Source organism: Candidatus Bathyarchaeota archaeon A05DMB-5 (assembly GCA_019685655.1).
In the GTDB taxonomy this organism is placed as follows: Archaea; Thermoproteota; Bathyarchaeia; order Bathyarchaeales; family Bathycorpusculaceae; genus DSLH01.
Genome location: JABFQP010000006.1, coordinates 90,701 through 115,531, shown reverse-complemented (window position 1 = coordinate 115,531; position 24,831 = coordinate 90,701). Strand labels below are relative to the sequence as shown.

Annotated in this window: 25 protein-coding genes and 1 riboswitch; of the genes, 9 read left to right on the top strand and 16 right to left on the bottom strand. The window is 42.4% G+C overall.

What is annotated here, in order from left to right; all coding sequences use genetic code 11:
- Nucleotides 1-332: 332 nt before the first annotated feature.
- From HM003_08215 to HM003_08205, 3 genes are all read right to left on the bottom strand, one after another.
- Nucleotides 333-608 carry a hypothetical protein gene (locus tag HM003_08215; protein MBX5329317.1) on the bottom strand — a complete coding sequence of 92 codons (276 nt, stop codon included), beginning with the start codon at nt 606-608 and terminating at the stop codon, nt 333-335.
- A gap of 62 nt (nt 609-670) precedes the next feature.
- A complete protein-coding gene (locus HM003_08210; protein MBX5329316.1) occupies nt 671-853 on the bottom strand; it encodes a hypothetical protein in 183 nt (60 codons plus the stop codon).
- A gap of 1,528 nt (nt 854-2,381) precedes the next feature.
- On the bottom strand, nt 2,382-4,829 hold the full coding sequence (locus tag HM003_08205; protein MBX5329315.1) for a valine--tRNA ligase: 2,448 nt from the start codon (nt 4,827-4,829) through the stop codon (nt 2,382-2,384).
- Between the two features lie 75 nt (nt 4,830-4,904).
- A riboswitch (TPP riboswitch) is annotated at nt 4,905-5,019 on the top strand.
- On the opposite strand from HM003_08205, the gene thiT reads away from it, so the two are divergent.
- From thiT to HM003_08190, 3 genes are all read left to right on the top strand, one after another.
- Complete coding sequence (gene thiT, locus HM003_08200; protein MBX5329314.1) at nt 5,008-5,532, top strand: energy-coupled thiamine transporter ThiT; 525 nt, start codon at nt 5,008-5,010, stop codon at nt 5,530-5,532. It overlaps the preceding riboswitch by 12 nt.
- Nucleotides 5,533-5,545: 13 nt before the next feature.
- Nucleotides 5,546-6,256, top strand: a complete 711-nt coding sequence (locus tag HM003_08195; protein ID MBX5329313.1) for a hypothetical protein — start codon at nt 5,546-5,548, stop codon at nt 6,254-6,256.
- Between the two features lie 17 nt (nt 6,257-6,273).
- Nucleotides 6,274-7,275: a hypothetical protein gene (locus tag HM003_08190; protein MBX5329312.1), complete on the top strand. Its 1,002-nt coding sequence runs from the start codon at nt 6,274-6,276 to the stop codon at nt 7,273-7,275.
- Here the strand turns inward: HM003_08190 and fdhD are convergent.
- Both fdhD and HM003_08180 read right to left on the bottom strand, forming a co-directional pair.
- Nucleotides 7,245-8,021 (bottom strand): formate dehydrogenase accessory sulfurtransferase FdhD, encoded by a 777-nt coding sequence (gene fdhD, locus HM003_08185; protein ID MBX5329311.1) that lies wholly within the window; start codon nt 8,019-8,021, stop codon nt 7,245-7,247. The genes HM003_08190 and fdhD overlap by 31 nt on opposite strands.
- 15 nt (nt 8,022-8,036) lie before the next feature.
- On the bottom strand, nt 8,037-8,915 hold the full coding sequence (locus HM003_08180; GenBank protein ID MBX5329310.1) for a RimK family alpha-L-glutamate ligase: 879 nt from the start codon (nt 8,913-8,915) through the stop codon (nt 8,037-8,039).
- Nucleotides 8,916-9,019: 104 nt separating this feature from the next.
- On the opposite strand from HM003_08180, the gene HM003_08175 reads away from it, so the two are divergent.
- A complete protein-coding gene (locus HM003_08175; GenBank protein MBX5329309.1) occupies nt 9,020-9,256 on the top strand; it encodes a hypothetical protein in 237 nt (78 codons plus the stop codon).
- Between the two features lie 20 nt (nt 9,257-9,276).
- On the opposite strand, the gene HM003_08170 is transcribed toward HM003_08175, so the two are convergent.
- Complete coding sequence (locus tag HM003_08170) at nt 9,277-10,206, bottom strand: serine/threonine protein phosphatase (GenBank protein MBX5329308.1); 930 nt, start codon at nt 10,204-10,206, stop codon at nt 9,277-9,279.
- A gap of 16 nt (nt 10,207-10,222) precedes the next feature.
- Nucleotides 10,223-11,470, bottom strand: a complete 1,248-nt coding sequence (locus HM003_08165; protein ID MBX5329307.1) for a hypothetical protein — start codon at nt 11,468-11,470, stop codon at nt 10,223-10,225.
- 137 nt (nt 11,471-11,607) lie between these two features.
- Between HM003_08165 and HM003_08160 the strand changes: the two genes are divergently transcribed.
- Complete coding sequence (locus HM003_08160) at nt 11,608-12,183, top strand: hypothetical protein (GenBank protein ID MBX5329306.1); 576 nt, start codon at nt 11,608-11,610, stop codon at nt 12,181-12,183.
- On the opposite strand, the gene HM003_08155 is transcribed toward HM003_08160, so the two are convergent.
- Genes HM003_08155 through HM003_08135 form a run of 5 tightly spaced genes read right to left on the bottom strand, consistent with a single transcriptional unit; the run spans nt 12,176 to nt 17,549 of the window.
- Nucleotides 12,176-13,138, bottom strand: a complete 963-nt coding sequence (locus tag HM003_08155) for a methenyltetrahydromethanopterin cyclohydrolase (GenBank protein ID MBX5329305.1) — start codon at nt 13,136-13,138, stop codon at nt 12,176-12,178. The genes HM003_08160 and HM003_08155 overlap by 8 nt on opposite strands.
- Before the next feature lie 28 nt (nt 13,139-13,166).
- Nucleotides 13,167-13,991 carry a formylmethanofuran dehydrogenase subunit C gene (locus tag HM003_08150; protein ID MBX5329304.1) on the bottom strand — a complete coding sequence of 275 codons (825 nt, stop codon included), beginning with the start codon at nt 13,989-13,991 and terminating at the stop codon, nt 13,167-13,169.
- Nucleotides 13,991-15,682, bottom strand: a complete 1,692-nt coding sequence (locus tag HM003_08145) for a formylmethanofuran dehydrogenase subunit A (GenBank protein ID MBX5329303.1) — start codon at nt 15,680-15,682, stop codon at nt 13,991-13,993. Before HM003_08145 ends, HM003_08150 begins: the two co-directional genes overlap by 1 nt.
- Nucleotides 15,683-17,140 carry a formylmethanofuran dehydrogenase subunit B gene (locus HM003_08140; GenBank protein ID MBX5329302.1) on the bottom strand — a complete coding sequence of 486 codons (1,458 nt, stop codon included), beginning with the start codon at nt 17,138-17,140 and terminating at the stop codon, nt 15,683-15,685.
- Between the two features lies 1 nt (nt 17,141).
- On the bottom strand, nt 17,142-17,549 hold the full coding sequence (locus tag HM003_08135) for a molybdopterin dinucleotide-binding protein (protein MBX5329301.1): 408 nt from the start codon (nt 17,547-17,549) through the stop codon (nt 17,142-17,144).
- Nucleotides 17,550-17,719: 170 nt separating this feature from the next.
- On the opposite strand from HM003_08135, the gene HM003_08130 reads away from it, so the two are divergent.
- Nucleotides 17,720-18,664: an ABC transporter ATP-binding protein gene (locus HM003_08130; protein MBX5329300.1), complete on the top strand. Its 945-nt coding sequence runs from the start codon at nt 17,720-17,722 to the stop codon at nt 18,662-18,664.
- A complete protein-coding gene (locus tag HM003_08125) occupies nt 18,661-19,770 on the top strand; it encodes an ABC transporter permease (protein MBX5329299.1) in 1,110 nt (369 codons plus the stop codon). The genes HM003_08130 and HM003_08125 overlap by 4 nt, the downstream gene beginning before the upstream one ends.
- Here the strand turns inward: HM003_08125 and HM003_08120 are convergent, their stop codons facing one another.
- Nucleotides 19,771-20,727: a hypothetical protein gene (locus HM003_08120; protein MBX5329298.1), complete on the bottom strand. Its 957-nt coding sequence runs from the start codon at nt 20,725-20,727 to the stop codon at nt 19,771-19,773.
- A gap of 100 nt (nt 20,728-20,827) precedes the next feature.
- Here HM003_08120 and HM003_08115 point away from each other — a divergent pair, with 100 nt between their 5' ends.
- A complete protein-coding gene (locus tag HM003_08115; protein MBX5329297.1) occupies nt 20,828-21,577 on the top strand; it encodes a hypothetical protein in 750 nt (249 codons plus the stop codon).
- On the top strand, nt 21,574-22,608 hold the full coding sequence (locus tag HM003_08110; GenBank protein ID MBX5329296.1) for a hypothetical protein: 1,035 nt from the start codon (nt 21,574-21,576) through the stop codon (nt 22,606-22,608). Before HM003_08115 ends, HM003_08110 begins: the two co-directional genes overlap by 4 nt.
- Here HM003_08110 and HM003_08105 read toward each other — a convergent pair.
- The 3 genes from HM003_08105 to HM003_08095 are packed head-to-tail and all read right to left on the bottom strand — an operon-like array spanning nt 22,602 to nt 24,768.
- Nucleotides 22,602-22,946, bottom strand: coding sequence for a hypothetical protein (locus HM003_08105; protein MBX5329295.1), 345 nt, complete (start codon nt 22,944-22,946; stop codon nt 22,602-22,604). The two genes, HM003_08110 and HM003_08105, sit on opposite strands and share 7 nt — an antisense overlap.
- 50 nt (nt 22,947-22,996) lie before the next feature.
- Nucleotides 22,997-24,073, bottom strand: a complete 1,077-nt coding sequence (locus tag HM003_08100; GenBank protein MBX5329294.1) for a hypothetical protein — start codon at nt 24,071-24,073, stop codon at nt 22,997-22,999.
- Nucleotides 24,061-24,768, bottom strand: a complete 708-nt coding sequence (locus tag HM003_08095; GenBank protein ID MBX5329293.1) for a hypothetical protein — start codon at nt 24,766-24,768, stop codon at nt 24,061-24,063. Before HM003_08095 ends, HM003_08100 begins: the two co-directional genes overlap by 13 nt.
- Between the last annotated feature and the right edge of the window lie 63 nt (nt 24,769-24,831).

The window sequence follows — 24,831 nt, the reverse complement described above, 5'->3', positions numbered from 1 at the left end:
TTGAATATTGGAAACTAACAAATTTCGGCAAAACAATAGAAAGCTTATTGAGAAGTTAAGTTTGAATGCGAAAAGCTCTGAAAAGGCTTCCCCATGAACCGTTTATGGCATCTACTACACATGTAGTAAATTGTCAATACTGGTGAGCCCGTGCTTGGGAAGAACAAGTCTGTGCCTGTTGATGGTCCTGAAGGTGAGGGAGCGAGGCTCGCTATCAGCTGGAGTTTATGCCAGCTAGAGGGCGAAGATAATCAAGCGGCTAGGATGATCTAAGGGAGACTTGCACCTAAGACTTGAGAGTGCCTATTACACATGTAATAGAAACAGCGCCTTTAGGGAGATTCTCCTGCGACAGCAGCCATAGGGCCGACGTTTGCCTTTTCAGCCGCTTCAGCCATAATCCTAACTGCCAGAGGGGCATTGCTCACTGGAATTGGCTTGAGAGAATAGTAGAATAGAGGATGGCTCTTAGCGTACTCCTCTATTTTCTTTCGGTGGTATTTGATTGATACGATGGCTCTTTTAATTGCGCGTTTATTGTCGCTTATTATGGTGCAGTTCGTTTCTTTGAATTGAAAGATTTCTTTGAACTCAGTTTTTGACGCCATTCCGGTACTATTATCACCAGTCTTTCAGTTTGTTTATTTTTTGGCGGTTGCTTTGGAGAGTTCTATTTTTCAGTTTTCTCTAAGCTGCGCGCTTCCTTGAGCCAATTGTGAAAACAAGTTTCCTTTCCGGTGTGGCAAACGTTTCCCTTCTGTTCAACCAGAAATAGCAAAGCATCGCGGTCACAGTCCACAAGGATTCCATCGATTTTTTGCACGTTTCCAGAGGTTTCACCTTTTTTCCATATCTTGCGGCGTCTATTGCTGGTTGAATAGCCTCATAATGATCATGTGTTAAGTCCCAGTCTACCTTGTACATGTATATTTCGCCGTCACCCCTTTGCGCTCCGTCTCTCATTGACGCATAGAAAAGCAGCAAGTCGGATCCAATTTTAACTGCTTCAGGATAGAAGTCCCACCACTTGTTAGATCCATGGTATCCAGCAGTTACATACACAGGGGTTGACCACGTGGTAAGATCAGCTGAAGATACAGTCATTAACCATTGATGGTCATTAGCTGGAACGTAGGGTGCAAAGAATATTCGCCATGTTGTGCCATCTTTTACTAGCGCTGGGTCATAGTCATCATTTGGAGTGTTTATGATCGGGGAGTTTGTCCAGATTATGCCATCGGTTGAAGTAGCCAAATATATCTGAAGTGGATCCCCGGCGATGTAAACAATCTTGAATGCGCCGCTTTCTTCTTGTAACGCTCTTGGAGTGGCGGTGTAACTGAGTGGGTCTGCTACGAATATGAGGCTTGACCAGCTTGTGCCATCATATTTTCTTGCGTATAGGGCATTATCAGGGTAGCACGTGAAGAAAATCCAAATATCGCCGTTGTTGGCCTTTATAGCGTCCATGTGATTATCTATAGTGTAGCCGGGAACATTGGGTACAGCGGTTGGTCCTGTCCATGTAGCACCATTATCTGTAGAAGTGAAATAGAAAACGCCTACCCCATTTGCTGCGTAGAAGACCCAAATCTTGCCGCTGCTATCTTGAAAAGCTGCAGGGGTGAAAGCGCCCATGCCATGACCAGCAGGAATGGTCGGTAATGCATCTTCAGTCCATGTTAACCCGTTATCTGTGGACGTGACATAGCAGATGTCATAATAATCAGTATCAGGATTGTAACCAGGCAATGATGGATCACCGCGTCCGCGAGCAAAGAACACCCACCATGTTCCATCATTTGCTTTGAAGAAACTTGGATTCCTGTCAAACTTCGGATCTGTTGTAAGCTGTTTTGGCAGAGAAACATCTATTGTTTCAGATGATTCACCTTCTGCGTTGATAGGCGATATGGGAACTAATCTTGAAAATGTACTCAGAAGAATTATTGCGAGCATCACTGCTGTTATTCCTTTTTTTACATCTTCCTTTCTCCTTCTGATTTACATCTAACAATAGACTCTGGAATGATTTATATATTTTACGGATATTTGTTCTATTTAAAATAAAATTATCATTTTTTTTATCAAAAGATACATAAAATATACAAATTATCGAATAGTGATAACAACAAAATAAGAAAGCATTCTATGAAAAGCCAAAATATACTTTCAATTGATTCACTAATTGTACTAAAAATTCTTTAGATGACAAAATCTTTGAATAAACTGCGCAATGCAAGATCAATCGGTTTAATAAACAAGTATACAAAAATCTCCTTTTCTCTATTAGTCATTTCACACTCACTGTTAACTATACCTCTGTGAAGAATAGAACGAATATAGAAAATGCGCTAATGTTTTGTTAAAAAGATGTAATGCTAGTATTCGCAAATAAAACTTATCGCTAGATTCTCTGGGATCTGTCTGCCTTTACCCTTTTCCGACAAAATCTCCATGTAAGTGATTTTGCATGTTCCCTTAATGTCTTCTTTGCTTTCGCTGAGTATTCTGGCGAATTCGCTTTTTCCAGCGTAAAGTTTTAGCTTTTTTATTTGCGCGTTTAAGGGTTTTCTTTTCTCTGCTTTTTCGCGTCTAATCTCGGTTATGACAGCCATTACCAAATCTCCTTTCTTCTCCGAACCCTCGTCTATCAGTTTCTCATCTGGTGTTGGCCATGCGGTCAATTGCAAGCTTTTTTCGCCCACTTCTTCCTTGTAGATTGCGTCGTAGATTTCCTCAGTAATGTGAGGCGATATTGGAGCAAGAAGCTGAATTATGCGGTAGAGAACATTATAGAGCGTTAATTGAACTGCTTTCCTCTTTTTTTCTCCGTAAACTTCTGGCTTGTAAAGCCTGTCCTTCACGGCTTCAATGTATTGGTCACAGAACAAGTGCCACGTGAAGTTACGAATTTCTTCAAGGGCTATGTTGAATTGGCATTTTTCTAACGCTTCTGTCACTCGTTGCGTGAGTTTTTGAGCCTTGCTTAGAATCCACTTGTCTAGAAGTTGCAACTCGTACTCTTCGTCTTCTTTGTAATCTTCAAGTTGACTGCTAACGAATTTTGCGGCATTCCAGAGTTTAGTCAAGAAGCGTTTTCCATATTCAACATCAGGCCAACGGAAGGGAATGTCTGAGCCTGTTGCTCCACCGCCAGCAGCCCATTGTCTAGCAGCGTCTGTACCGTACTTGTCCAGCACGTCGGGCGCTGCAACATAGTTTTTCAATGATTTGCTCATTTTTCTGCCGTCGGAACCCAAAACCATACCATTAATTAAACAGCTTTTGTAGGGTTCCTCGTCAAACAAAGCCAAGTGTCTAACCATCAAATAGTAAGCCCAAGTTCGAATAATGTCTATGCCAGAAGGATGCAAGTCCGCCGGAAACAATCTTCTCCAGTCTTCGCGGTCTGGCCAACCAGCATGCACGGCACAAGAAATTGAAGAATCCATCCACGTATCGAAAACGTCGCGTTCTGGAATGAATTCTTTACCGCCGCATTTTGGGCACTTGTCTATTCGTGGCTTTTCGAGTTTCGGGTCTATTGGAACCCACCTTTCATCTGCCAAGATTACTTCGTTGCAGTTTTTGCAGTACCAAACGGGTATGGGTGTTCCGAAAACGCGTTGGCGGCTTATCACCCAGTCCCAGTCAAGCGAACGTGCCCAATCTATTAAGCGGATTTTCATGTAGTCTGGGTACCACGTGATTTGTTTTGCTTTTTCCTCAACTTTGTCGGTTAGGATGCGTGTTTTCATGAACCATTGTTTGCGTTCAAGTATTTCCACTGGAGCGTCGCATCTGTCGCATACGCCTATTTCCTGCTTAATACGTTCAGTTTTCTCCAGCAATCCAGCGGCTTGGAGATCTTTTACTATGGCTTCTTTGGCTTTGCTTATTGTTAAGCCCGCGTATTTGCCGCCGTTCTCGTTTATAGTTCCATTCTCGTTTAAGAGCCCTATGACGGGGAGTTTGTGTTTGATTACGGTTTTCACGTCTTCTTTGTCACCGTAGGTGCAAATCATCACCACGCCCGTACCAAAGGACGGGTCAACGTTTTCGTCTGGGATTATCTCGACTGTGCGGTTCACGATTGGCACGGTTATTTTCTTGCCGATGTGCTTGTTGAATCTGTCATCTGATGGGTTAATTGCCACTGCAACGCATGCAGGTATGAATTCTGGGCGTGTCGTGGCTATAAGCAAATACTCACTGCTGTTTTCTAATGGAAATTTAATGTAGTGAAGTGTGCCTTCTCGTTCTTCATAGTCCACTTCTGCATCCGCTATTGCTGTTTCGCAGCGGGGACACCAATTCACCGGATGTGTTCCTTGATACATGAAGCCTTTCTTGTACAGAATTATGAAACTCAATTGTGTGCATCTCCAGTAGTCCGGGTTCATCGTGCGGTACTCCGTTGTCCAATCTACGCTGCATCCTAAGCGTATCACGCCCTCCTTCATCATCGCAATGTACTTTTCAACAAGCTCTTCACACCATTTCCGAAACTTGTCCGGAGGCACATCTCTCTTTCTGACTTTATGCTCTCTTTCCACCTGAACCTCAATGCCTAAACCGTGGCAATCCCAGCCCTGCGGAAAATAAACATTGTAGCCTCTCATGCGCTTGTATCTGGCAACTATGTCAAAATATGTCCAGTTTAACACGTTTCCCATGTGAAACTCGCCAGAAGGATACGGCGGCGGAGTGTCAATACTGAAAACTGGACGCTTCGTATCTTTCCAGTCAAAACGATAAACACCCATTTCTTCCCATTTCTCTTGCCACTTCCGCTCAATCTTGATGATGTCAAATTCCTTAGGCAAAGACTTCATGCTACAACATCCCAACACACGCTAACTTTAGGAAAAATAAATATACAACTAAATAACATTATCCCCCGCAAGGTTTAGGGGAGCTGGGAAAGTGACCCGGCTGAGAGGACGGCTGAGAGCTGTCGACCCTTAGAACCTGATCCAGGTAATACTGGCGGAGGGAAAAAACATGAAAGAAAGTAAAGCTACATCTTCAACTAAAATAATTGCGGAAGTTGTAAGTTTTGTTGCTTTGGCGACTGCGTTGAGCTACATTAAGGTGTTCAGTTTTCCAGAAGGTGGATCTGTGACTGCTGGTTCAATGGTGCCAATTCTCTGGTTGGCGTTAAGAAGAGGGGCAAAGGTAGGCTTGTTTGCAGCGGTGGTTTATGGTCTTGTACAGTTAGCGGTTGAGCCATTCATATACCACCCAGCTCAAGTGCTACTGGATTACCCAATCGCGTTTGGCATGCTTGGATTGGCTGGTTTCTTCCAAAATCGCCCGTTCGTCGGTGTCAATGTAGGCATTTGGGGACGTTTCCTAGCACATTTCATTTCAGGCGTGATTTTCTTTGGCAGCTATGCGCCAGAAGGAATGTCTCCAATAGTATACTCAGCATTCTACAATGGAGGGTACATATTACCAGAGCTTGCAATAAGCATCTACATAATTTATCTGCTGCAAGAAAGCAAATTGCTGAAAATATTTCTATGAGAGCGAGCCCAAAATGGCGAAGTTGAAGACAGGGATTAAGGGCTTTGATGAATTAATAGGCGGCGGAATCGAATCGGGCTCACGAAACATTCTCTATGGTCCATCAGGAACGGGAAAGACTGTTTTTGCAATGCAGTTTCTCTGGCAAGGATTGAAGGAAGGCGAAACAGTAGCTTATGATGTCATGGACAAACCGTTTCCACGTTTAATAGCATACTTCAAATCTTTCGGATGGAACATTGAACCCTACATTGACAAAGGCAAATTCATCGCAATACAAGCCTTCCCACATTTTGAACCTTACCCAAAAGACCCTCGAGTAATATACTTTAGCTTGGATAACTTCGAAGAAATGAAACGCATAGACCAATTAATTTCTGAAAAAAAGGTGACACGATTTGCCGCAGGAGACTTCAGCGAACAACTCTTTGCCTTGTACGACTTGAAATATATGGAGCCTATTGAAGATTGGACAATTAACTGGTGCCACTACGACAACATAGTCAACATCGACATAATGACAGCAGCCACCCAAAAGGACATTGCAACTCAACGAGCCACAGACTTAGACTTGAACAAAGCTCACAACATTTTCTACTTCAGATTTAACGAGGAAAAATGCCAGCGCGAACTTCGCATAGTCAAAATGGAAGGATGCCATCACCCTCTTGAATGGATTCCCTTCAAAATAACAAGCAAGGGAATTGAACTGTTAAGAAAATAACCGGATCTGTTGGAAAAATGGGAAAGCTAGCCACTAAAGAGCTGAAGAAACTTCTAAGCTGTATAAAAAAAGATTCGCGAGTTGTCGTTCCGCCTTTACCAGGATTTGATTCAGGCGTGCATTTGCTAGACAATAAGTATTTAGTTGTCTCAACTGACCCGTGCATTGGCGTTCCAGAAAAATGGTTCGGATGGTTACTAATACACTACGCGGCTTCTGACGTAGCGCTTTTCGGAGCGAAACCAGAATTCTGCACAATAAACCTTCTAGGTGCGTCATTAACAAAGCCCGAAACTTTCTACAACATTATGCGCCAAACTTGTAAAGCAGCTGACGAGTTAAAAATGGCTGTTGTAACAGGACATACAGGAACCTACCAAGGACTGTCAACGCTTGTTGGCGTTTGCACCGCATACGGAACAATAGAAAAAGAAAAATTGATTACTCCCGGCGGTGCTAAACCAGAAGACCACATTTTATGCGTCAAACCAATCGGCCTAGAAATAGCAGTAAACTTTGCATTAACGCACACAGCACTGGCTGAAAGACTCTTTGGAGAGACAAGAACCCGAGAACTTTCAGAATTTGTCACAACGCAGAGTTGCGTTAAAGAGGCGTTGCTACTTGCCAAGATTGGTGGTGTGCACGCCATGCATGATGCCACAGAAGGCGGGCTAACTGCAGCGTTAAATGAGATGGCGGAAGCGTCAAAAGTCGGTTTCAAAATAAATTTCGAAAAAATCCCAATAGAAAATGAAGTCAAAACTTTATGCGAATGTTTTAAGCTTTCAAATGAACAAATACTCTCAATGTCTTCAACGGGCACAATACTGGCGGCTGTTAACCCAGAAGCAAAAGACAAGGTTCAGAAGGAACTGCTCGCAAAGGGTATTGAAGCAAGTTCTTTGGGAGTGTTCACGAAAAAATCACGCCGCATCCTCGTTAAGGACGGAAAAGAGATGCCGTTTCCAGAAAAGGCTGACGACCCTTATGAGAGAATTCTTTCTGGAAAATTGTAGATGTTCATGCGTTTTCCGCGAACAAACCCTATTAAAGTCAAGTCTGTATTCTTGGCAACAGCGATTCCAGAGTCTAGAGCAGCAGCCAATGAAGCCACTATTGGCAAACCTGCTTTGGCAGCTTTAAAGACCATGTCGCCTGTTAGTCGTCCACTCAAAACAAGCAAACAATCGCTGAAATCAATCTTGTTTAGAGCGCAAGAGCCTATTACTTTGTCGACCGCGTTGTGGCGTCCAACATCCTCGGCGAATGCCACGAGAACCCCGTCTCTCTTGTAAATCGCTGCCGCGTGTGTTCCGCCGGTCTTTCTAAAAGTCTCAGCCGTAAAGTTTAGGTTTCTGACACACTCGAGTATTGTTTCAGCTTTAATCTTCAAATGTGACTTTATTTTTGGAAGCCTAGTTGAAGGTTGGTATGGGCCACCACAGGCGGAGAGAATTATGCGTGAAAAATGTCGAGAAAGTTTCAGTCTCTCTTCCAAGTCTATGTTTGGTTTTAGTTTAACATGGCAGACATTATTTGCTTTGAAAACTATGCTCTCAATTTCGTCAACCGATTTTATAATGCCTTCCGTTAGCAGGTGGCCAACCGCCAACTCCTTGAGGTTTGCTGGAGAACAGTAAATGGTTGCATAGTGGGTTCTGTTTATGAATATAGGCAGAGGCTTTTCTTCTGCAACATAATCCTTCATTTTTTGAACTTTTTTTGTTGAAACGTCAACTTTAACAATTTCCACTTCGCACATTTCAACAAGTCTCTCCTATTTTTTCAGCTCTGACACGACAAAATTGACAATTTCGTCTGCAATGTTAACTTTTGTAATTGATTGTAGCCCTCTCCATCCAGGTTGACTGTTAACTTCCACGACTAAGGGTCCTCTCGGACTTTCTAGAATGTCTACACCCGCAACCTTACATTCAATGAGTTGTGCGGATTTAACCGCCATATCCTCAAGTGTCTTCTCAAGCTCTACTGATAATGGCTTAGCGCCTTGGCTGTAATTTGTTTTCCAACTGCTCGCAACACGACGCATAGCAGCCACCACGCGGTCGCCAATAACGAAAACGCGAATATCTGAAAAGCCATGGTGCACAAACTCTTGAAGATATATTACGCCGTGATAAAACGTTATGTTTCGGAAAACTGTGTGGGCAATTTCCGCGTCTGTAACTCGAGTGGAGCCTATACCTCTTGAACCGAAAAGCGGCTTGACAACAACATCTCCGCCGAGCTCGTCAAAAGCCTTCAAAGCTTCATTAACATTTTCAGTGACGGTTGTGCGTGGAACAGGTATGCCGTTTTCTTCCAAAATTGCAAGAATGTCGTATTTGTCAACGCAGTGTTCGATTGCTTCAGGAGGATTTATAACGTACATGCCTAAGCGTTGAAGTCTGTAAAGCATGTCCATTCTGAAAACTAGTTCTTCTAGTGAGCCTCTTCCGATTGGGCGGATTATTAGGGCGTTCAATTCTTCTAAAAGGGCGAAGTTACCGAGGTTTACGTGTGGTTTGTATCCGACGCGAGCAGCTAACCGTGGAAAACTAAAGCATAAATGAGGAATGTTATGTCTAGCTAGTGCTTCTCGAAGTTGTGTTGAACTCCATGAGTTTCTATTTCGCGTTACAACTCCAATCTTCAAAAACGAACCTTCTCAAGTTTAAATCCGTTAAAGATGCTACGAGACTGCATTCTTAAAGTTTCCGTGTAAAAAATGCTGGCGTGCATTAAAAACGGACTTGGCTTGTGTTCAACACTTTACCATGCCTCGAACAAATCCAGAAATCGGCTGGATTAAAAACTTTAGAAGTGCTTAACTCGAAATTTCTTGTTGTGTCTTTTCCCGTTAAAACTTCGGGAAGACGAGAAAAGGACATGCAAAAACACTATAAGACTTCATTTAATAAGTCAATAGAAAAGAAAAACCGGAACATTCAGCGACTGGAATTTAAATCAGAATTGGTTTTTATCGTTGCCAAGTGATTGCTGAGCCAAATAGCAGGTTAGAATTTGTGAATGTAAGGGATTAGTTCTTTTGCATTTTGGAATTTTCTGGAAAGTTCCACATTCAAATAAGCACCAGAAACATTGAAGTATGGTGACCCTTTCCGAGAGAATAAGGTTAAAATTTTACCATTGTGGTCGATTTTGAAACCTTCCTCGCTGGGCTCGTGTCCTTTTATCAGAATCTTAACATTGAACCTCTCTAACACTTCATTAGTTATTTTCTCGCCGAATAGTTTTCCCGCGCCTCTCGGCGACGCGCATAATTCTTTAACTGTATCGTTTGGGTCGCTCCACAAAATGTCTTCAAGTATTCGCTGTTTCGGATGCGTAGCATGAGCAAATGCCAAGTCTTCAATGGTTCTTGCTTGAGAAGGTAAGCCTCCGTGAATCATTAAGTAGCGCTCTTCCACCAAAACAGCATTGTAAAGGCAAGCAAACAACTCACGAATTTTCGCGTAAACGCTTGTCCATTTTTCGCCAAATTTGACTTCAAACTCCACGGGCAAGTCATGCGGAGAAGCCATGAGGTCTTCGGGTCCTTCATGGTTTCCGCGCATCAAAATAACCTGTGTTGGGAAAAGCAGTTTCAGTTTCAGAACGGTGTAGTAGATTTCTGTGGAGTATTCGCCGCGGTCTCCATAGTCGCCAAGAAAAACTAGAAGTGCATCAGTGTTTTGGCTCATTTTCTGGAGAAAATTGCTCATTTTAAGTATGTCGATTAGACTTTCTAGGTCTCCATGCAAGTCGCCGATTACCAGCGCTTCGCCCAGAGGTTTGAGTTTGACCAGTCTTCCTAAAATGTCGAGATTGCCAACTTTTCCATTTTCTTTGCAAAGCACACGTGTAGCGTCTTCAACCAAATTCATAAAAGTGTCAGATTTGACTTCTAAAGCTTCCTTGACAATTTGTGTAAGGTCAAATTGCAAATGTTAAGCCTTCAAACTATTCGATGCGAACTTTTCTTCCCATAAAACTGAAAATGTTCTTTTCTATTTGACTTTTGTGAGCGCGAATTTTTTCTAGCGTTTCGTTACGTGCTTGTTCTACAGCGTTTTCTTCTGACTCAATGCTTTTGCTTCTTCGTTCTAGATTTTCAAGCTGTTCCTGAAGCTTGGATAAGTTGTTTTTTGTTTCAGCCACTTCTGAAGATGTTGAAAGCTGACTTTTCTGCATCCTCAAGTTAACGCACTTTTGATGGAGACCTTCTAAGGAATTCTTGTTGAGGATATTCTCTATTGCTTGTTTGGCTTTTCGCGTTTTATCTGGCTTAAGCTTAAGCTTATCTTCCGACAACCCGCGGTCAAGTTTTTGCAAAATCTGTCTTAACAGCGGATAACCATTTTCTTCGGTTGCAAGAGCTTCAAAAGGATTCTCCAAATACTGACTAAGTTTTTTGACTTCTTCGGGGGTTAATCCGCTTCCGCTGCCGTGAAGGGTTAGTGATTGGAGTTTTATGAAGGGTTTCTGTAAGTGTCCTAGGCTATGTTTTACTTCCATGCTTAAAGCTTCTATTTCAGCGTCTATTTGGCTTAGTTGACCTATGCCACCTTTGCTTTTTAATTCGGCAATTTTTTGTTGCGTGTCAGCGATTTCCTTCTTAACCAAAGCCTTTTCATTTTCAGTTTTTAGTTTGTGTTCTTTTAGGTCTACGAGTTGATTTTCGAGGGAGTGAAGTTTGTCTATGAGTTGGAAGGTTTCTTCCAAAGTTTTCGTTTTAACGTATTCTCTCGCTAGAAAATCGCCAAGCATTTTAAGCAGCTCTTTTGACCTTTCGAAAACAAGTTGGAATTTTCTTCTGTCAAGAATAAAGAATGGCGATATTCGTGGAAACCAGTTTCTAATATCAACTTCGGTTACTGCGAACGCTTTTTGGGTTTCTTGAAAAAATTGTTGAAGGCTGTCGTAGGTAACTTTTTCTGGAACTCTAATCTGCCTTAGCCTGTCAATGAACATGTGCGCAAGCTTGTTTAGGGCGCGTGCTCTGCCGTAAGTTTTCATGTTTCGTTTCTCAATTTCTTTAGCGCTGTTATCAAGAAGCATTTTTGAAGAGTCGGAAAGACTTTCAAGTGCTTTACGCATTTCTCCAAGCAGTTTTTCTGCTTTGGCGTGAACTGGTATGAAAATGGAGCTTGTTTCTTTTTCAAGCCAGCCTTTGATTTCCTTTGAGGAGAACTTTACAACTTCGGTCAAAGATGTTTCCCACTAGAGGATATGCATAAGCAATATTTATTTTTCAAGTTTTCGCGTATTCCGCAATACTCTTTTTTGAGTAGCTACTCTTAAATAATTAATGCCAAAACTTACAAACACTTTAAAGAGGAAGAAGAATGAACGCGAAAATAGTTTCATTCATACTAATGATGGGAGTGCTTGGAAACGTTCTATTTGCAATATCCTACTACACAGGACAACTTGCCCCAGGAGTAGCTCTTGACTTCTCTCTCGTAGCAGCATATATCGCCGGATTCTATGGCGGTCCCATAATAGGTTTTGTCTCTGGACTTTTCGTAGGCATATTTCCAGGAATAATGTTTGGACCGTTAGGTATGGGTTCATGGTTAGGACTTGTTGGTTTGCCGCTTGGAAAGGCTTTGACTGGTTTGGCTGCAGGAATCTTCTCTAAAAGTTTGCGTTTACGCGAAAGACAGTATTCATCGATTGTTGCTATTCCAGCAACTTTCATTTCTTATATCCCAGAATGCCTCTACACTTATGCATACTTTGCTTATTTAATGCCCTTCTTCTTAGGAAGTGGAGGAGCGTTCATATTCATCTACTACATATTGCCCAAAGCCGTGCTAGAAATAGTCATAATGAGCTTTTTAATGGGAGCGTTAATAGGCAACCGCGGCTTTAACGAGTTCATAGGCAGGTTTTTTGGCAAAAAAGTAGCAATTAGCTAATCAAAGATTTTGTCAGTATTTCTACATTAATTTCTCCTGTTTTGAACAGCTTGCCAGTTTTTACGTTGTTAACGATAACGATTGCTGGCGCGAAGAGGTTTGGGTCGATTTTGTAGAAGTCGTAGTTTGCTTCTTTGAGGATTTCCATGAAAGGTTTCCCATAATCTTTAGACGCTTTGGAAGGAGCGCTTTCCACGATTCGCTTCAATTCTTCTTCATTTTCATACTCAACCACGTAATAGGTTATTCCACCATAAAGAATTGCATCATTCGTCCTCGCCATCGCATTAGCAAATTTTGGATGGACAGGCGAAATGGGAGCGCAACCCCAAGCATAACGAATCACGTTTGGGTTCAAGCCAACTCGGCTAAGCTTGTGAATTCCAGTTTCAACAATTCGCCCAGAAACTTGCGTTGACCCACTTATACTCGTTGTTGGCGTTAGAATTATTGCCAAATTTCCCGATGAAACCTTACAATCTTTCGCAAGCCTGTTTATCAAGGATTCTGGCGGAGGTTTCTCAGTTTCCAAAACCACAATCGCCTTATCAAAATCATCCCTATAACCTATTTTTTCATAAATTTCCTTAGGCTTTAACGCTAAAGCTCTTCCAGGTCCAGAACCAATCGCGAAATAGTCGCCTTCTTTTATCTGCCAACCGGCAAACTGTGAACCCAAAGTGGCGATGACTGGATGGTCTGTGCAAACGAATATTGAAGGAAGCCACAATTCGCCATATTGCATGTGGGTTATTTTGGCTTTTCCACATCCGCCCATACATATTTCAGTAACGATTTTTCCCGCTTGAAAGCCGCCTTTAGCGTCTATTCCAGCGTCCACAATGACTGTTCCAGAATCTGTCTCCTCAACTTTTACTCCATAAAGATTAGGGTCTGCACACAGTTTCTCGAGAAGTTTCCATGCCAAACGGTTAACGCTTAACTTTTCTTTCATGAAACTTTTCTCCTTAACTTTTAGCAGTTTAGAGAAACCTTTCGTAGTGGCTTAAATGTGGATTTTTGGTTTTGGAGACATAAAGTTTGCCGTTTCCGTTTTCCGTTAAGTCTCCCAAGAAGAGATAAAAGGGTCCCTGGGCTGTTTCGCCTTCTTCAACTTTAACCTTGTCCTTGACGCTGTCGATTGTGAAAGTTGGCAAAAGAGACTCTAAAAACCCGCCGACAATTATTTTCCCGTTTGTCATGCAAGCGCCCGCTCTGCCTTCAGAATCTTTTTCGACGTATATGGTTCCGTCACGCATTCGGAAGCCCGCAAACTGTCCAGCGTTTCCGTAAATTTTGATTATGCCCTTCCTCATGTGAGCACCAGCTTCGTTTCCAACGTTGCCGTAGACAACTATTTTTCCGCCATGCATGCCTTCGCTGCATCCGCGGTAGGGAGCTCCTAAATAGTCGTCAGTATTCCCGTGAATTTCTATGGTTCCTCCTTTCATCATTGACCCTGCCCATCCGCCAGCGTTGCCGTACACAGTTATTTTGCCTCCTTTCATTTCTTCGCCAATATGCATTCCTACATTTCCGTGAATGACTATTTCTCCATCTTTCATGTTTGCGCCTATTCGGCGGACTTTGCCTACGTCACCCTTTATAGTTATGACTTCTTTTCCAGAGGGGTTTTCTGTTCGGGTTTCTTCAATGTTGAAGAGGTCTGCAAGTTTTTTCTGTCTGTTTCCTTCCCAGATGCTCAATCGTGCTATTTCTTCGAGTTTTTTGTTTTGGAAAACTTCTGGGTTTATGCAGTCGGCGATTGTTGGAAATTTAAACTCTTTTTTTGGATACAGCGTTATCATTAAACATCAGCCTTCACAATTATTTGGCGAGAAACCTCAAGATAATGCTCTGTTACTGGATAATTTTCATATTCAACCGTCCAGTATTCCTTGAATCTTCGCTTCATTTTCTCTGTTATCTCAACAGGCTCGGAGGTTTGCACATCAAGCCACATTGTGGAGCCTTCAACATGCTTCACAACTTCGCCATCTTTAACCGCTATCTTTCCATCCTTAATCGTGTAAGCGGCTCTTTTGAACGCTTTTCTCAAACTCTTATACTTTTTAGAAGAGTCTGTTGTTTCTGGATTAAAATTGTATATGGCTATGTCCGCGTCTGCGCCGACGCCCAAATGACCCTTGTTCTTGAGCCCCAGAGCTTTGGCTTGTCCGGCTCTCGTCATAATTGCCATGTCATAAAAGCCTAGTTCGCGGTCAATTGATGGTAGAAGGCTTCTGGCTCTTGCCTTTGGATTAATCTTCTTTAGAGTATTTTCTCTGGCTTTTTTGCTCATGAGCCACGCGATTATTTTTGGATATGCGATGAATGGTCCGCCGTTTGGGTGGTCTGTTGTCATGAAAATTTTCCATGGGTCTTTGATTAGCAAGGCTAGTTCCAAGGCAATTGACCATTGGACTGCGTGGACGTAGCTTTTGCGCTTGTAATGGAAGGGGACTATTCCGCTGCTGGTTTCGGTTTCCACGTCATGGTTGACCCATTTGTTTCCGCTAAGTTCATAAAGATTGTATTGGAAGGGGCCGTCCGCTGTCATTGTCGTCGTGTCTGTGAATATTACTTGACCCATGTCCATGGTCACATGAGAATGCGCATTAACATAATTTGCGATTTCTTCAGCTCCAGACTCAAACGTTCGCCAGTCATCACCCTTAAAGGCAGAGAACTGGCAATGTGTAATGTGAATCACGGGCTTATTCTCAAGGGCTAAGTCTTCAACGCATTTCATTGTTTCAAGAGCCGTAACGTAGTTTCCAGGTTTTCCAAGATTGTTAGTATGAACGTGAATTGTGTGTGGTAAGTTAAGCAGTTTATTCACTTTTGATAACCCATGTATAATCTCACGGGGTGTGATACAGAAATATGGAACTTGATCATCTAAACCCTTAACGTTGTGACCAAAACCCCAAGCTTCCAAACCGCCGGGGTTGACAAGTTTTATCGCGTAGCCTTTCGTTGCGTTTAGCATCCAAGCCACGTGCCTTGCGCATTCCTCAATTTTTCCTTCGCGTAAATATTCAAGCACAAACCACCAGTCGCCGAGGAGCGGATAACTAGCCTTATCAATTATTGGCGTGTCGTTAAACTCTTCATGCGTATGTTTGGCTTCTAAAGGAGGCATCGCCGGGTCCATCACTGTTGTGTAGCCCATCCGAGCATAGCGGTAACCAGTTGTAAAAGTGGAGGGAATCGAATAGCCCACACCAGACCTTGTCACAAGCGTTTTGGGTTCAAAATCCTTAAAGTGGTCTTCAGGTCTCAAAAGTCTTCCAGCGTTAACCTTTGAACCAGCAATGTGCGAGTGAATGTCCACTCCGCCTGGCATAACAATCATTCCGGAAGCATCAATCTTCCGTGCTTTACGCTCGTTGACTTTGTCAACTATTTTGCCGTCTTTAATGGCGATGTCCATTTTTTCGCCGTTAACGCCGTTGAGAGGGTCGTAGACAAAACCGTTCTTTATCAGAAGTTCCATTTACGCTTCCTCCGTGGTTTTGGCTTTCTTTATTTTTCTGACCTCGGAGAGAATCCTCCGCAAAATTTCCTCGTCTGAAAACACTCCACGCGGTGGTTCGACAACCTTTTTGAGCGGAAGCGGCACATGGTCCATGCGATAGGCTGTTCCCTCTGCTTCTATTCCGACAAATGCTGATGGAAAAACAACGTCAGCCATCTGAGCCGTAGCGTTCATGTGAGGGTCAATCACAATAAGCGGATTCTCAACTAAGTGTTCAACCGCTTTTCTTGGAAAATTCGCCACGGGGTCAGAAGCCACAACCAAAGCCGCATCTGACTCTCTGCGCAAAAGAACGTCCATAACTGATGTTTCGCCTGGATTATAACGTGGATAGCCAAGAGAAAAATCCACTGCGTAAGGATAACCGCTCTGCCATGTGGAAACAGTGTTTGCGCCAGTGACGTTGAAGTGTCCTCTCATCGGCATTATTATGAACTTAGTGCGCATGTTCAAGTCGCGAACCAAAGAAAGCGCAGCGTCTATGTTCTTCAGCTTACCCCTACTCATCGTCAAACCGACACCAAAAAAGAGCGCTCCAAAACTGCACCCGACCATTGCATCGGCAACTTCTTCAAGATGTTCCACTGGAACGCCGGCAACTTTGTCAACATCGAGTTCTTGGTCGCGAATGAGGCTTCTAAAGGCTTGGAGAAGCTCATAATCCTTGTTTGGCTCAACTTGAATGAAATAGTCAGCCATTTCAGCAGATTTAGTCCTTCTAACATCAATAACTATTAATTTTCTCCCAGCTCTAGAAATTGTCGGGCAAACCTTGCCTTCTGGAGCCGCAGAAACCGAAGGCCTTTTCTTGAGGAAAAGCCTTCTCAAGGTGCTTTCAATTTTCTTCCTACCTATTAGAGCTTTTAGTTTTGTTAAGTATCCTCTCCACTCGCTTTTTTCAAATCTGCCCTCAGAAAAGGCTGTGTATCTTTCTATGTGCCGTGGATGAGCACTCCAAGGGTCACTTCCCCAGTAGATAACAAGGTCTGCTCTGTGCCTAATCTGTCCCAAAGTGCAGGATGGAATTCCTACTTCTTGAACGCTTAAAAGGGATGGCCCATGACATACTACTGCTGTGTTGTCGATTACTCCGCCGATTTCTTCTGCTAATTCAAGCCCGACTCGTGTTGCTTCGCAGCTTGTTGAGCTCCACCCGTACAGTATTGGATAGTTGGCTTCCGCTAGGATTTCAGCAGCCTTTCCAATAGCCTCTTTCATAGAAGCCTTAACGAGTTCGCCATTTCTTCTAATAAGCGGCTTCAAAATTCTGTGTTCGCCGCAGTATCCCAGAAATTTTGATTCGCACATGGCGCAGCCATTTTTGACCTTAACAATCTTCCCGCTGTCTATTGTTAATTCGATGTCGTCGCATAAGCTGCCGCAAACCGGACAAGTTACAGCCTTAACTACTTGCATTTTAACCCTTCCTAAACTGTTTCTTTAAGAGCCCCTCCAAATTTAGCACGGGCACGTTTGGCGTTGGCTCGATTTCTGCTGGAATTCCCTTAAATGATGGCATACCAATACCATGCGTTTCAGGGTTGACCACAACGTTCGCCCATGGACCATAAGGAATATAAATAATTCCCGGATGCGGAGCCCTAAGCGATTTTAAGGCTTTAACCACGACAGAACCGTATTCTGTTGAAACTTGAACATTAGTTTTTTCTTTAATTCCAAGCTGTTTCATATCTTCCGGGTCCATGTAACAAACAGAAACGCTTTCTGCATATTCGCTTGAGGCTTTTCCGCGTTCTTTTGCCACTCCCTGCTCTATTGTTCGTCCAGTAAGCAGCGTCACATATAGTTTGGACTTTTGTTCCATTAGGCAACCACAACTTTTACGTTTTTCTCAATGAAGTTCGATGTGTGTTGAAAAGAAAATACATTAATTTTAACCTAATTAACTTTTATCTTAAGTTCTGCGGAAGGAAACACTTTTAAACAAGAGACGCGATTGCTGGAACGTTTTAGGCAGATTAAGGTTGATAATTGATGGGTGAAAAAACGGTTGTAGAAGTTGAAGGTTTAACGAAACATTACGGCGAAATCACAGCCTTAGACAGCGTATCCTTCAATGTTCTTGAAGGAGAAATCTTTGGATTGCTAGGTCCGAACGGCGCTGGAAAAACCACGTTAATGGAAATACTGTGTGGTTTGAGAAGATTTGACAAGGGCAAAGTTGCCATTCTCGGTTTTGACCTTATCAAAGAACCCTATAAGGTTCGCAGTTTCATAGGATTTTGTCCCCAAGAAACTTTACTTTATGATTTGTTGAGCGTTTACGAAAATTTTGCCTTTTCCGCTTCACTTTACTCGTTAAGCTCAAAGAAGTTTAAAGAAAGAGTTGAGTTTTTTTCCAAATTTTTGGGAATTGGGGAATTTATGCGGCGAAAAGTTAAGGAGCTTTCTGGAGGAATGAAGAGACGCGCAAATCTTGCTGCATCAATCATTCACGACCCCCCAATTGTAATTTTAGACGAGCCCACTGTGGGTTTTGACCCGAACGTCAAAAGAGAGTTTTGGGAGCTCATCAGAGATTTGAAAGACTACGGAAAAACCATGCTCATTTCCACACATGACATGTATGAGGCTGACGAGCTTTGCGATAGAGTCGCTATCATGGATAAGGGAAAAATTGTTGCGCTTGATAGACCTCACGTTTTAAAAGAAATCATAGGCGGAGAAGCGTCAATCCACATTAGAGTTAAGGATGCTTCAACAACAAAGGCATTAAAAATCCTTGAAAGTTACCATTGTGTTACAAAAGAAAACGAAATTCAGATTTTTTCTAAAGACCCTTGGGAAATCATGCCGGAAGTGTCAAAGAAGTTAATCTCGCAGAAGATTTTGACGGAAAAAATTGAGGTTGTGGAGCCCACATTGGAAGATGTGTTTGTAAAGTTGACTGGGCGCAAGTTAATGGAGGAGTCGCAATGAATTCAGTGATAGGGATAGCTGTTAAAGACATTAAGCAATTTTTCAGAGAAAAAGGCACGATTTTCTGGACTATAGCCTTCCCAGTGATGATACTCTTGCTTTTCACCGCAATTTTTGGGAGAGAAATACCGTTCAACGCTAACATTGGAATAGTAAATGAAGATTTCCAAACGCCAATAACAGAAGGCATAATTTCAGGACTCAACAACACGGGATTCTTGAATGTAAGAAACTTCACAGATAGAGCAGAAGCAGAAAAGGAGTTGAATGCAACTAACATACGTGCTGTGCTCATTATTCCACAAAACTTCACGCAAAACCTTACGTTGAGTGGCCACGCAAACATCACGCTGATACTGGATAAAACTAATCTTGACGTGGCTCGACTCATCAGCGACGGAGTTGCAACCTTTCTTAAAGAATATTATAAGAAGTACATTAATCGAACCTACACGGAACCCATAGGGGTAGAGGAAGAAGCAATTTTCGGAAAAGAGATAGGCTATAAAGAAAACATTGTTCCAGGAATGCTCACCTATCCGCTTTTGTTCTCGAGCATGGTGGTTTCCACAGGCGCTATAGTCTATGAACGCGAAAGGGGAACGCTTAAAAAGATTAGAGCCTCGCCGATTCGCCCCATAAACATGCTTTTCGGCAAAACTTTGGCTGCACTCTTTCAAACAACAATATCAATCCTCGTCATGGCAATCCTCGCTGCGTTTCTGCTTGGCCCAAAACTCAATTGGAACATCCCATTGCTTCTTCCAATATTCTTTTTGGGCTCAATGAACGGTATAGCCTTGGGCTTAATCATATCTTGCATTGGTAGGTCTCCCCAAGAAGCGTCAAACGCAGCCACAACAATCGCCATAGTGCTTCAATTCTTTGTGGGAATGTATTTCCCACTGGAGTATCTTCCGACATACCTTCAACAGATTGGTCAGTTCATTCCGATGACATATGCGGCTCAAGCGTTAAGAAACATAATGATAAGAAATGCTGTTTTAGCTGATTTAACTTTCACAATAGCGATGCTCAGCCTTTCAGCAATCGCGTTATATGTTGTTGGAATTCTTCTCTACAAAAGATGGGTTGAAAAAGAATAGTTAGGGCTTGTATCCGCCAAGAATGCACAGCGCTAACGCAGTGGCGATTATGTCAGCGGTTGTTCCAGGATTGAAATGGTTACCGAATCTTCTAAGATTCAAATCAAACGTGCGAAGGCTTTCCTTGCCCTTTGCGGTTGCGAGTCCTCCGAGGTTTAAGATTTCCCTTGCCATCTTGGAGACTTCTTTTGCTTTTTCTAGGCCTACCTTTCTAGCTATGAAAGTGTCTGGGTGTTCAGCCAGAACCTTTAGAAATGTGTGAATTATAGCCGTGTTCAAGTCTTTGTTTTCGTTAATCTGTTTCATTAAGTAAGGATAAGCAACGTCGAAAGTTGTTGGGTAATTGTTAACCCATTCGGAGCAAACATTGTCGTAGCTTGAGGCTATTTTAAAGACTTGATAGAGTGAAACATTCTCTTTCATTATTCTGTCCACTGAATCTGGACTGTTAACGTCAAGGTCGGGAGCCTTGCCAAGACCGCTTGGATTCGCAATTTTAATGGCTTCATAAACGTTAACTGCGTCTTCCGGCGTGGTTGATTCAACAACAAGCTTCAATTTCTCGCGCAGTCTTTGAATTTCAAAAACATGTCCATGCCCGGTGGGAGTCATTCCCGCAGCAGCTGCGATGGGCGTGAAAAGGATTATTGCGCCGAGTAGCGTGTTGCCGCCTCGTTGCCAAGCGTTAATGTTGGCTATGCAGTCTCGAATGATTTCTCCTATGCCCAGTTGGCTAAGCTGCATTCTTCCTTGAGAAACGGCGATTCCACGCTCTGCGGCTACCTCAAAAAAGGGCGCGGCAGCCACGGCGGAAGCAAGAAAATGCTCGTGGCGGGTTCCTTCAAAACCAACAATCAAATTTACGTTGCCAGGCTTGTCGGCGCTGACTTCAAAAAGTATAGCTAACTCTAAGCATTTTGAAATGTGTTTTGCTTTTTCGTTGGGATGCATTTGCATGAGTGCTCCTTTTTCTGCATATAACTTTTGCGCGAAAGTTTTATTAATGTTGTGTAAAAAACTACACAGCAATGAAAATTAGAACATTAGGTGTACCGTGATGACTCAAAGATATGTTACTAACTCATTATTTTTAGCTTTAGCAGGCATTTGGACGGGTTTAATGCTTGCACTTGCGTTAATACCTACTTATCCTGTTTTAGGAACACCTGCTGTGATAACATTGTCAGGCATAATATTTTCATCTTTAACTGCTCCCTTGCTAGGGCCCTTATGGGGCACTCTTTCAGGCTTCATTTTCGGATGGCTTGTCCCATACGTAAATCCAGCAACAAACATGGGCTTACTCACCTTCTTAGGTCCAACCATGTCCGCTCTGATGGGTGGACTTGTATTATTTAACAGATGGAAAGAAGCAACATTGATTTTTGTGGCGCAAATAATCGTATGGTTTGCTCACCCATTCGCGTGGTACGAACTAATGCCTCTAATAACATGGCAATTCATACCTGTCGCCGTGTTCATAGTCGTGCCTCCTATAAGAAAATGGATCACAAGCACCATAACCGCCCGAAATAATCCTACAAAATTGGCAATTGCCTTATGGTGTCTAGCTTGGACTGCACGGATAGGAGGAGAAGTTGCGGTCAGCAACAATAATGCTGTTTGGGTTTTAGGATGGGGTATTCCGGATTTATATCCATTCTGGGCTCCGATGACAGTTTATTATGCAATTGCTGACTCATTAAACAGCCTCGCTGGAGCAATTATCGGCACAGCAGTACTCTTAGCCTTGAAGAGAACAAATATAAAAACATTGACGATAGATACTTTAAAGAGTGAAGCATGAGAAAACAACTAATGAAGACAAGAGAAGGAGACATTATCGAAGATTTAAACAGAATAATATTTGATGTTAAGGGTTTAGTTCATCGTTTAGGCAAGGTAATTGCTTTTCCACGGTTTATTCCAGATTCTTGTGGCGACCGCATTCGTGGAAAGAGCGTCTATAGAAAAATCTATAGTATTTCTGAGCGTTTCAAGTTTCTTGAACAGAATTTTCCTCAGTACATTGTTTACGATTCAGTTTTTGACGAGAAGCTTTGTGAAGTGCCACTGGAAGATGTGAAACGTCATTATCAGCCTGTCAACCGTTTACGACAACTTCGCTATTGCAAAAGATTAGACGCTTTGGAAAGGAACGCGCTAAGTTTCTTAGAACTTTTAAAAAATCAAGCGAAAATTCCTTGGGCTAAAATAGGGATTTCTGGTTCGCTTCTTGTTAAACTGCACACGCAAAGTTCTGACATTGACCCGATAATTTATGGAGCTGAAAACTGCCGTAAAGCCTATGAAGCGTTAAAGTCTTTGATGCAAGACGCAAAAAGTGACGCGAAAAAATACACGACAAGAGAATTGCAGAAGCTGTATGAGTTTCGCGTAAAAGACACAAGAATGAGTTTTGAAGACTTTGTGCTGACAGAAAAAAGGAAGGTCTTGCAAGGAAAATTCAGAAACCGCGACTATTTCGTGCGTTTAATTAAGGACTGGAACGAAATTAACGAAAGTTACGGAACAGTCCAATACAGAAATGTTGGTTACGCAAGAATAAAAGCGGAAATAGCAGACGATTCCGAATCAATCTTCACGCCCTGTACCTACAAACTCAAGAACACCCAAATTTTAGACGGCACACACGCAGGCTTAATTGAGGAAATCGCTTCCTTCAGAGGAAGATTCTGCGAACAAGCCAGAAAAGGCGAAACGGTGGTTGCACAAGGAAAAATTGAGCGTGTGGCGGACAAGAGGCAAAACCGAGAATATTTTAGACTTCTGCTAGGCAATAAACCTTCAGATTATATGATTCTGAAATGTCAATGAGAAGCCTTGTAGTAGGGAATTTCCTCTTCAACTTTAATTTCGAATCCGTTGCTCACGAGAAAGTTTTTCACTTCATTAACGTAGGCTGAATGAGCACTGTAAGAAATTTCAAGAAGCCCAGTTCCTCCAGCACACGAAATGATTTCAATTCTCGCTTCATCAGTTGAACAACTTTCTACAATTATGAGAACAGCAACGTCACTGTTAACTCTAAAGAAGTACTCTTCGCCTAAAATAACCCCGATGGATGGTTCATGAGAGTTGCTGAATCGTTCTGTGTGCACGTTGCCGAAGGCGTTACTTAAAACTGTAAAAACATTTTCAAAAGATCCTTTCACAATGCACCTCATGTAGTGAGATGTCACATTTAAACCTCCGCTACTAAAATTTACTTTTGGTTTATGCTTTTAAGGGCTTGCTCGTAGTATCTTGGGCAATAGGTCAGCGTTATTTGATGAAAACTACTGTTTGACGTTACAACTTCTTCCAAGTTTCCTTCCACATAGACTTTTTCGTCCTTGAATGCTTGCATGCGAAACTCTTCCATGTAAGACACTACACGCTCAATTTCGTCAACGCCAGTGCCTCCTTCTATAATTTCTAAGGGTTCGATACCATAAATTGAAGGAATGAAAGGCGAGTCGCAGTCTTCGGTTATACGCGCAAACAGTTTAACCCAGCCCTTTAGCACAATCCTTCCTTCAAGAAAATGTGCTTCGCGTATTTCTTTCCAGTCTTTTACGGGTTCAAACTCTGCCTTTATAGTTCTTCCACTTTGTCTGTCGTTGAACACTGCATAAATCAGTTTTCTCTGCTGATGCCAAACGAACTCTTTGGCGCTGTAATTTCTGAATCTCCAAGCTTTCCCTTTTGTTGAATCATCGTTTTCAAACTCATTCTTAAATTGAGAATTTCCGTCACAATAAAGCTCCAGAAGAGTTTCTCGCAATTCTGTCAAGTTTTTTCCGCCATAAACGATTAAGTCTATGTCAGAAAACTTTGGATGGTAAAATCCGTGAAGGAGAGAACCGAAGATACCAAAATTATTTCTTGACAAGCCCGCATGCTCAGTTACAATTTTCAAAACGTTTTGTAAAGCGTTAAAAAGCTCGTCTTTCGGCTCTTTTTCAACAAGTTTCACAAGCCCTTCATTTGGTTTCCGCGTTTCCATAATATTTGCACATTTAACACCTACAACCTTCTTACCGATATTAGGCAAAAATATCATGTTCTCTGGAAAATTGTCTTTAACAAATTTCCAGCCTTCATCTTCATAAAACTTAAAGAAGACGCGTTTTCCATCAGTTCTAAACGCTTTGGGATTATCAGACCTGAAAATTTCTGCTGGCGCATATTCAACATCGCAAACATAGGCGTTTACGGGGTGAGAATAGCCAAAAACACGAAAAATCAAACCTTCTTTGGTTATTATCGCGTCGCGGTCTCTAAGTTTCAAATTGGCCAAATGTACTCTTCCTCGCTTACGCCAGTTCCAACAACAACCTGATAAAAAACTTCGTCCGTGCAAACGCCCTCAACCTGCTCCAACATCCCGGCAACCTTAATTTTGTCTCCTCGCCGCGCAACGTTTCTATAACATCCAATCATTGAAACTACGAGCATCGGGGTTTTTTCTTTTGGAAGGGTTGAGGTTTGATTTGCTGGTGTGTAGTCTTCTATTTTGTAGATTGCTGGGCGGAACATGGCTTCAGTGTCATCGTTAACTGTGCATGCGAATTTTAATGGAGCTAAAGGCGTGAATTTGTAAGTGCCATATTCCGTGTGAATCTCCTCTTTTTTGCGAACTGCATTGTACATGAAAATCTTCCCAGAAAAGCGCCCTTTGAAACGTCTCGCGGCGTCTAAACGGTTATTGACAACATAACTTAACTTTTTAGCTTCAACAAGCCTTTCTACTGTTTTCTCTAGTTTGCGGAAGTTTTCTGCTCCATAAACAACGATGTCTATGTCGGATTTTGGCGAGTGCATGTTAAGGGCTATGGAGCCGTGAACGCCGAAATCTTCAATAGCTATGCCAGACTCGTCAGACAACAGATTGACAAAATCCAAGGTCATCTTCTGCAAGCTGTCATGCTGCTTCTGCTTAATTATAGAGGCCAAGCAATCCCGTGGAACATAGACCTTTTCAATCGAACTCAACGGCGCACTTATTACATATTTACTTCTGAAAGGACAGAAATATACGTAACTTGGAAAGTTTTT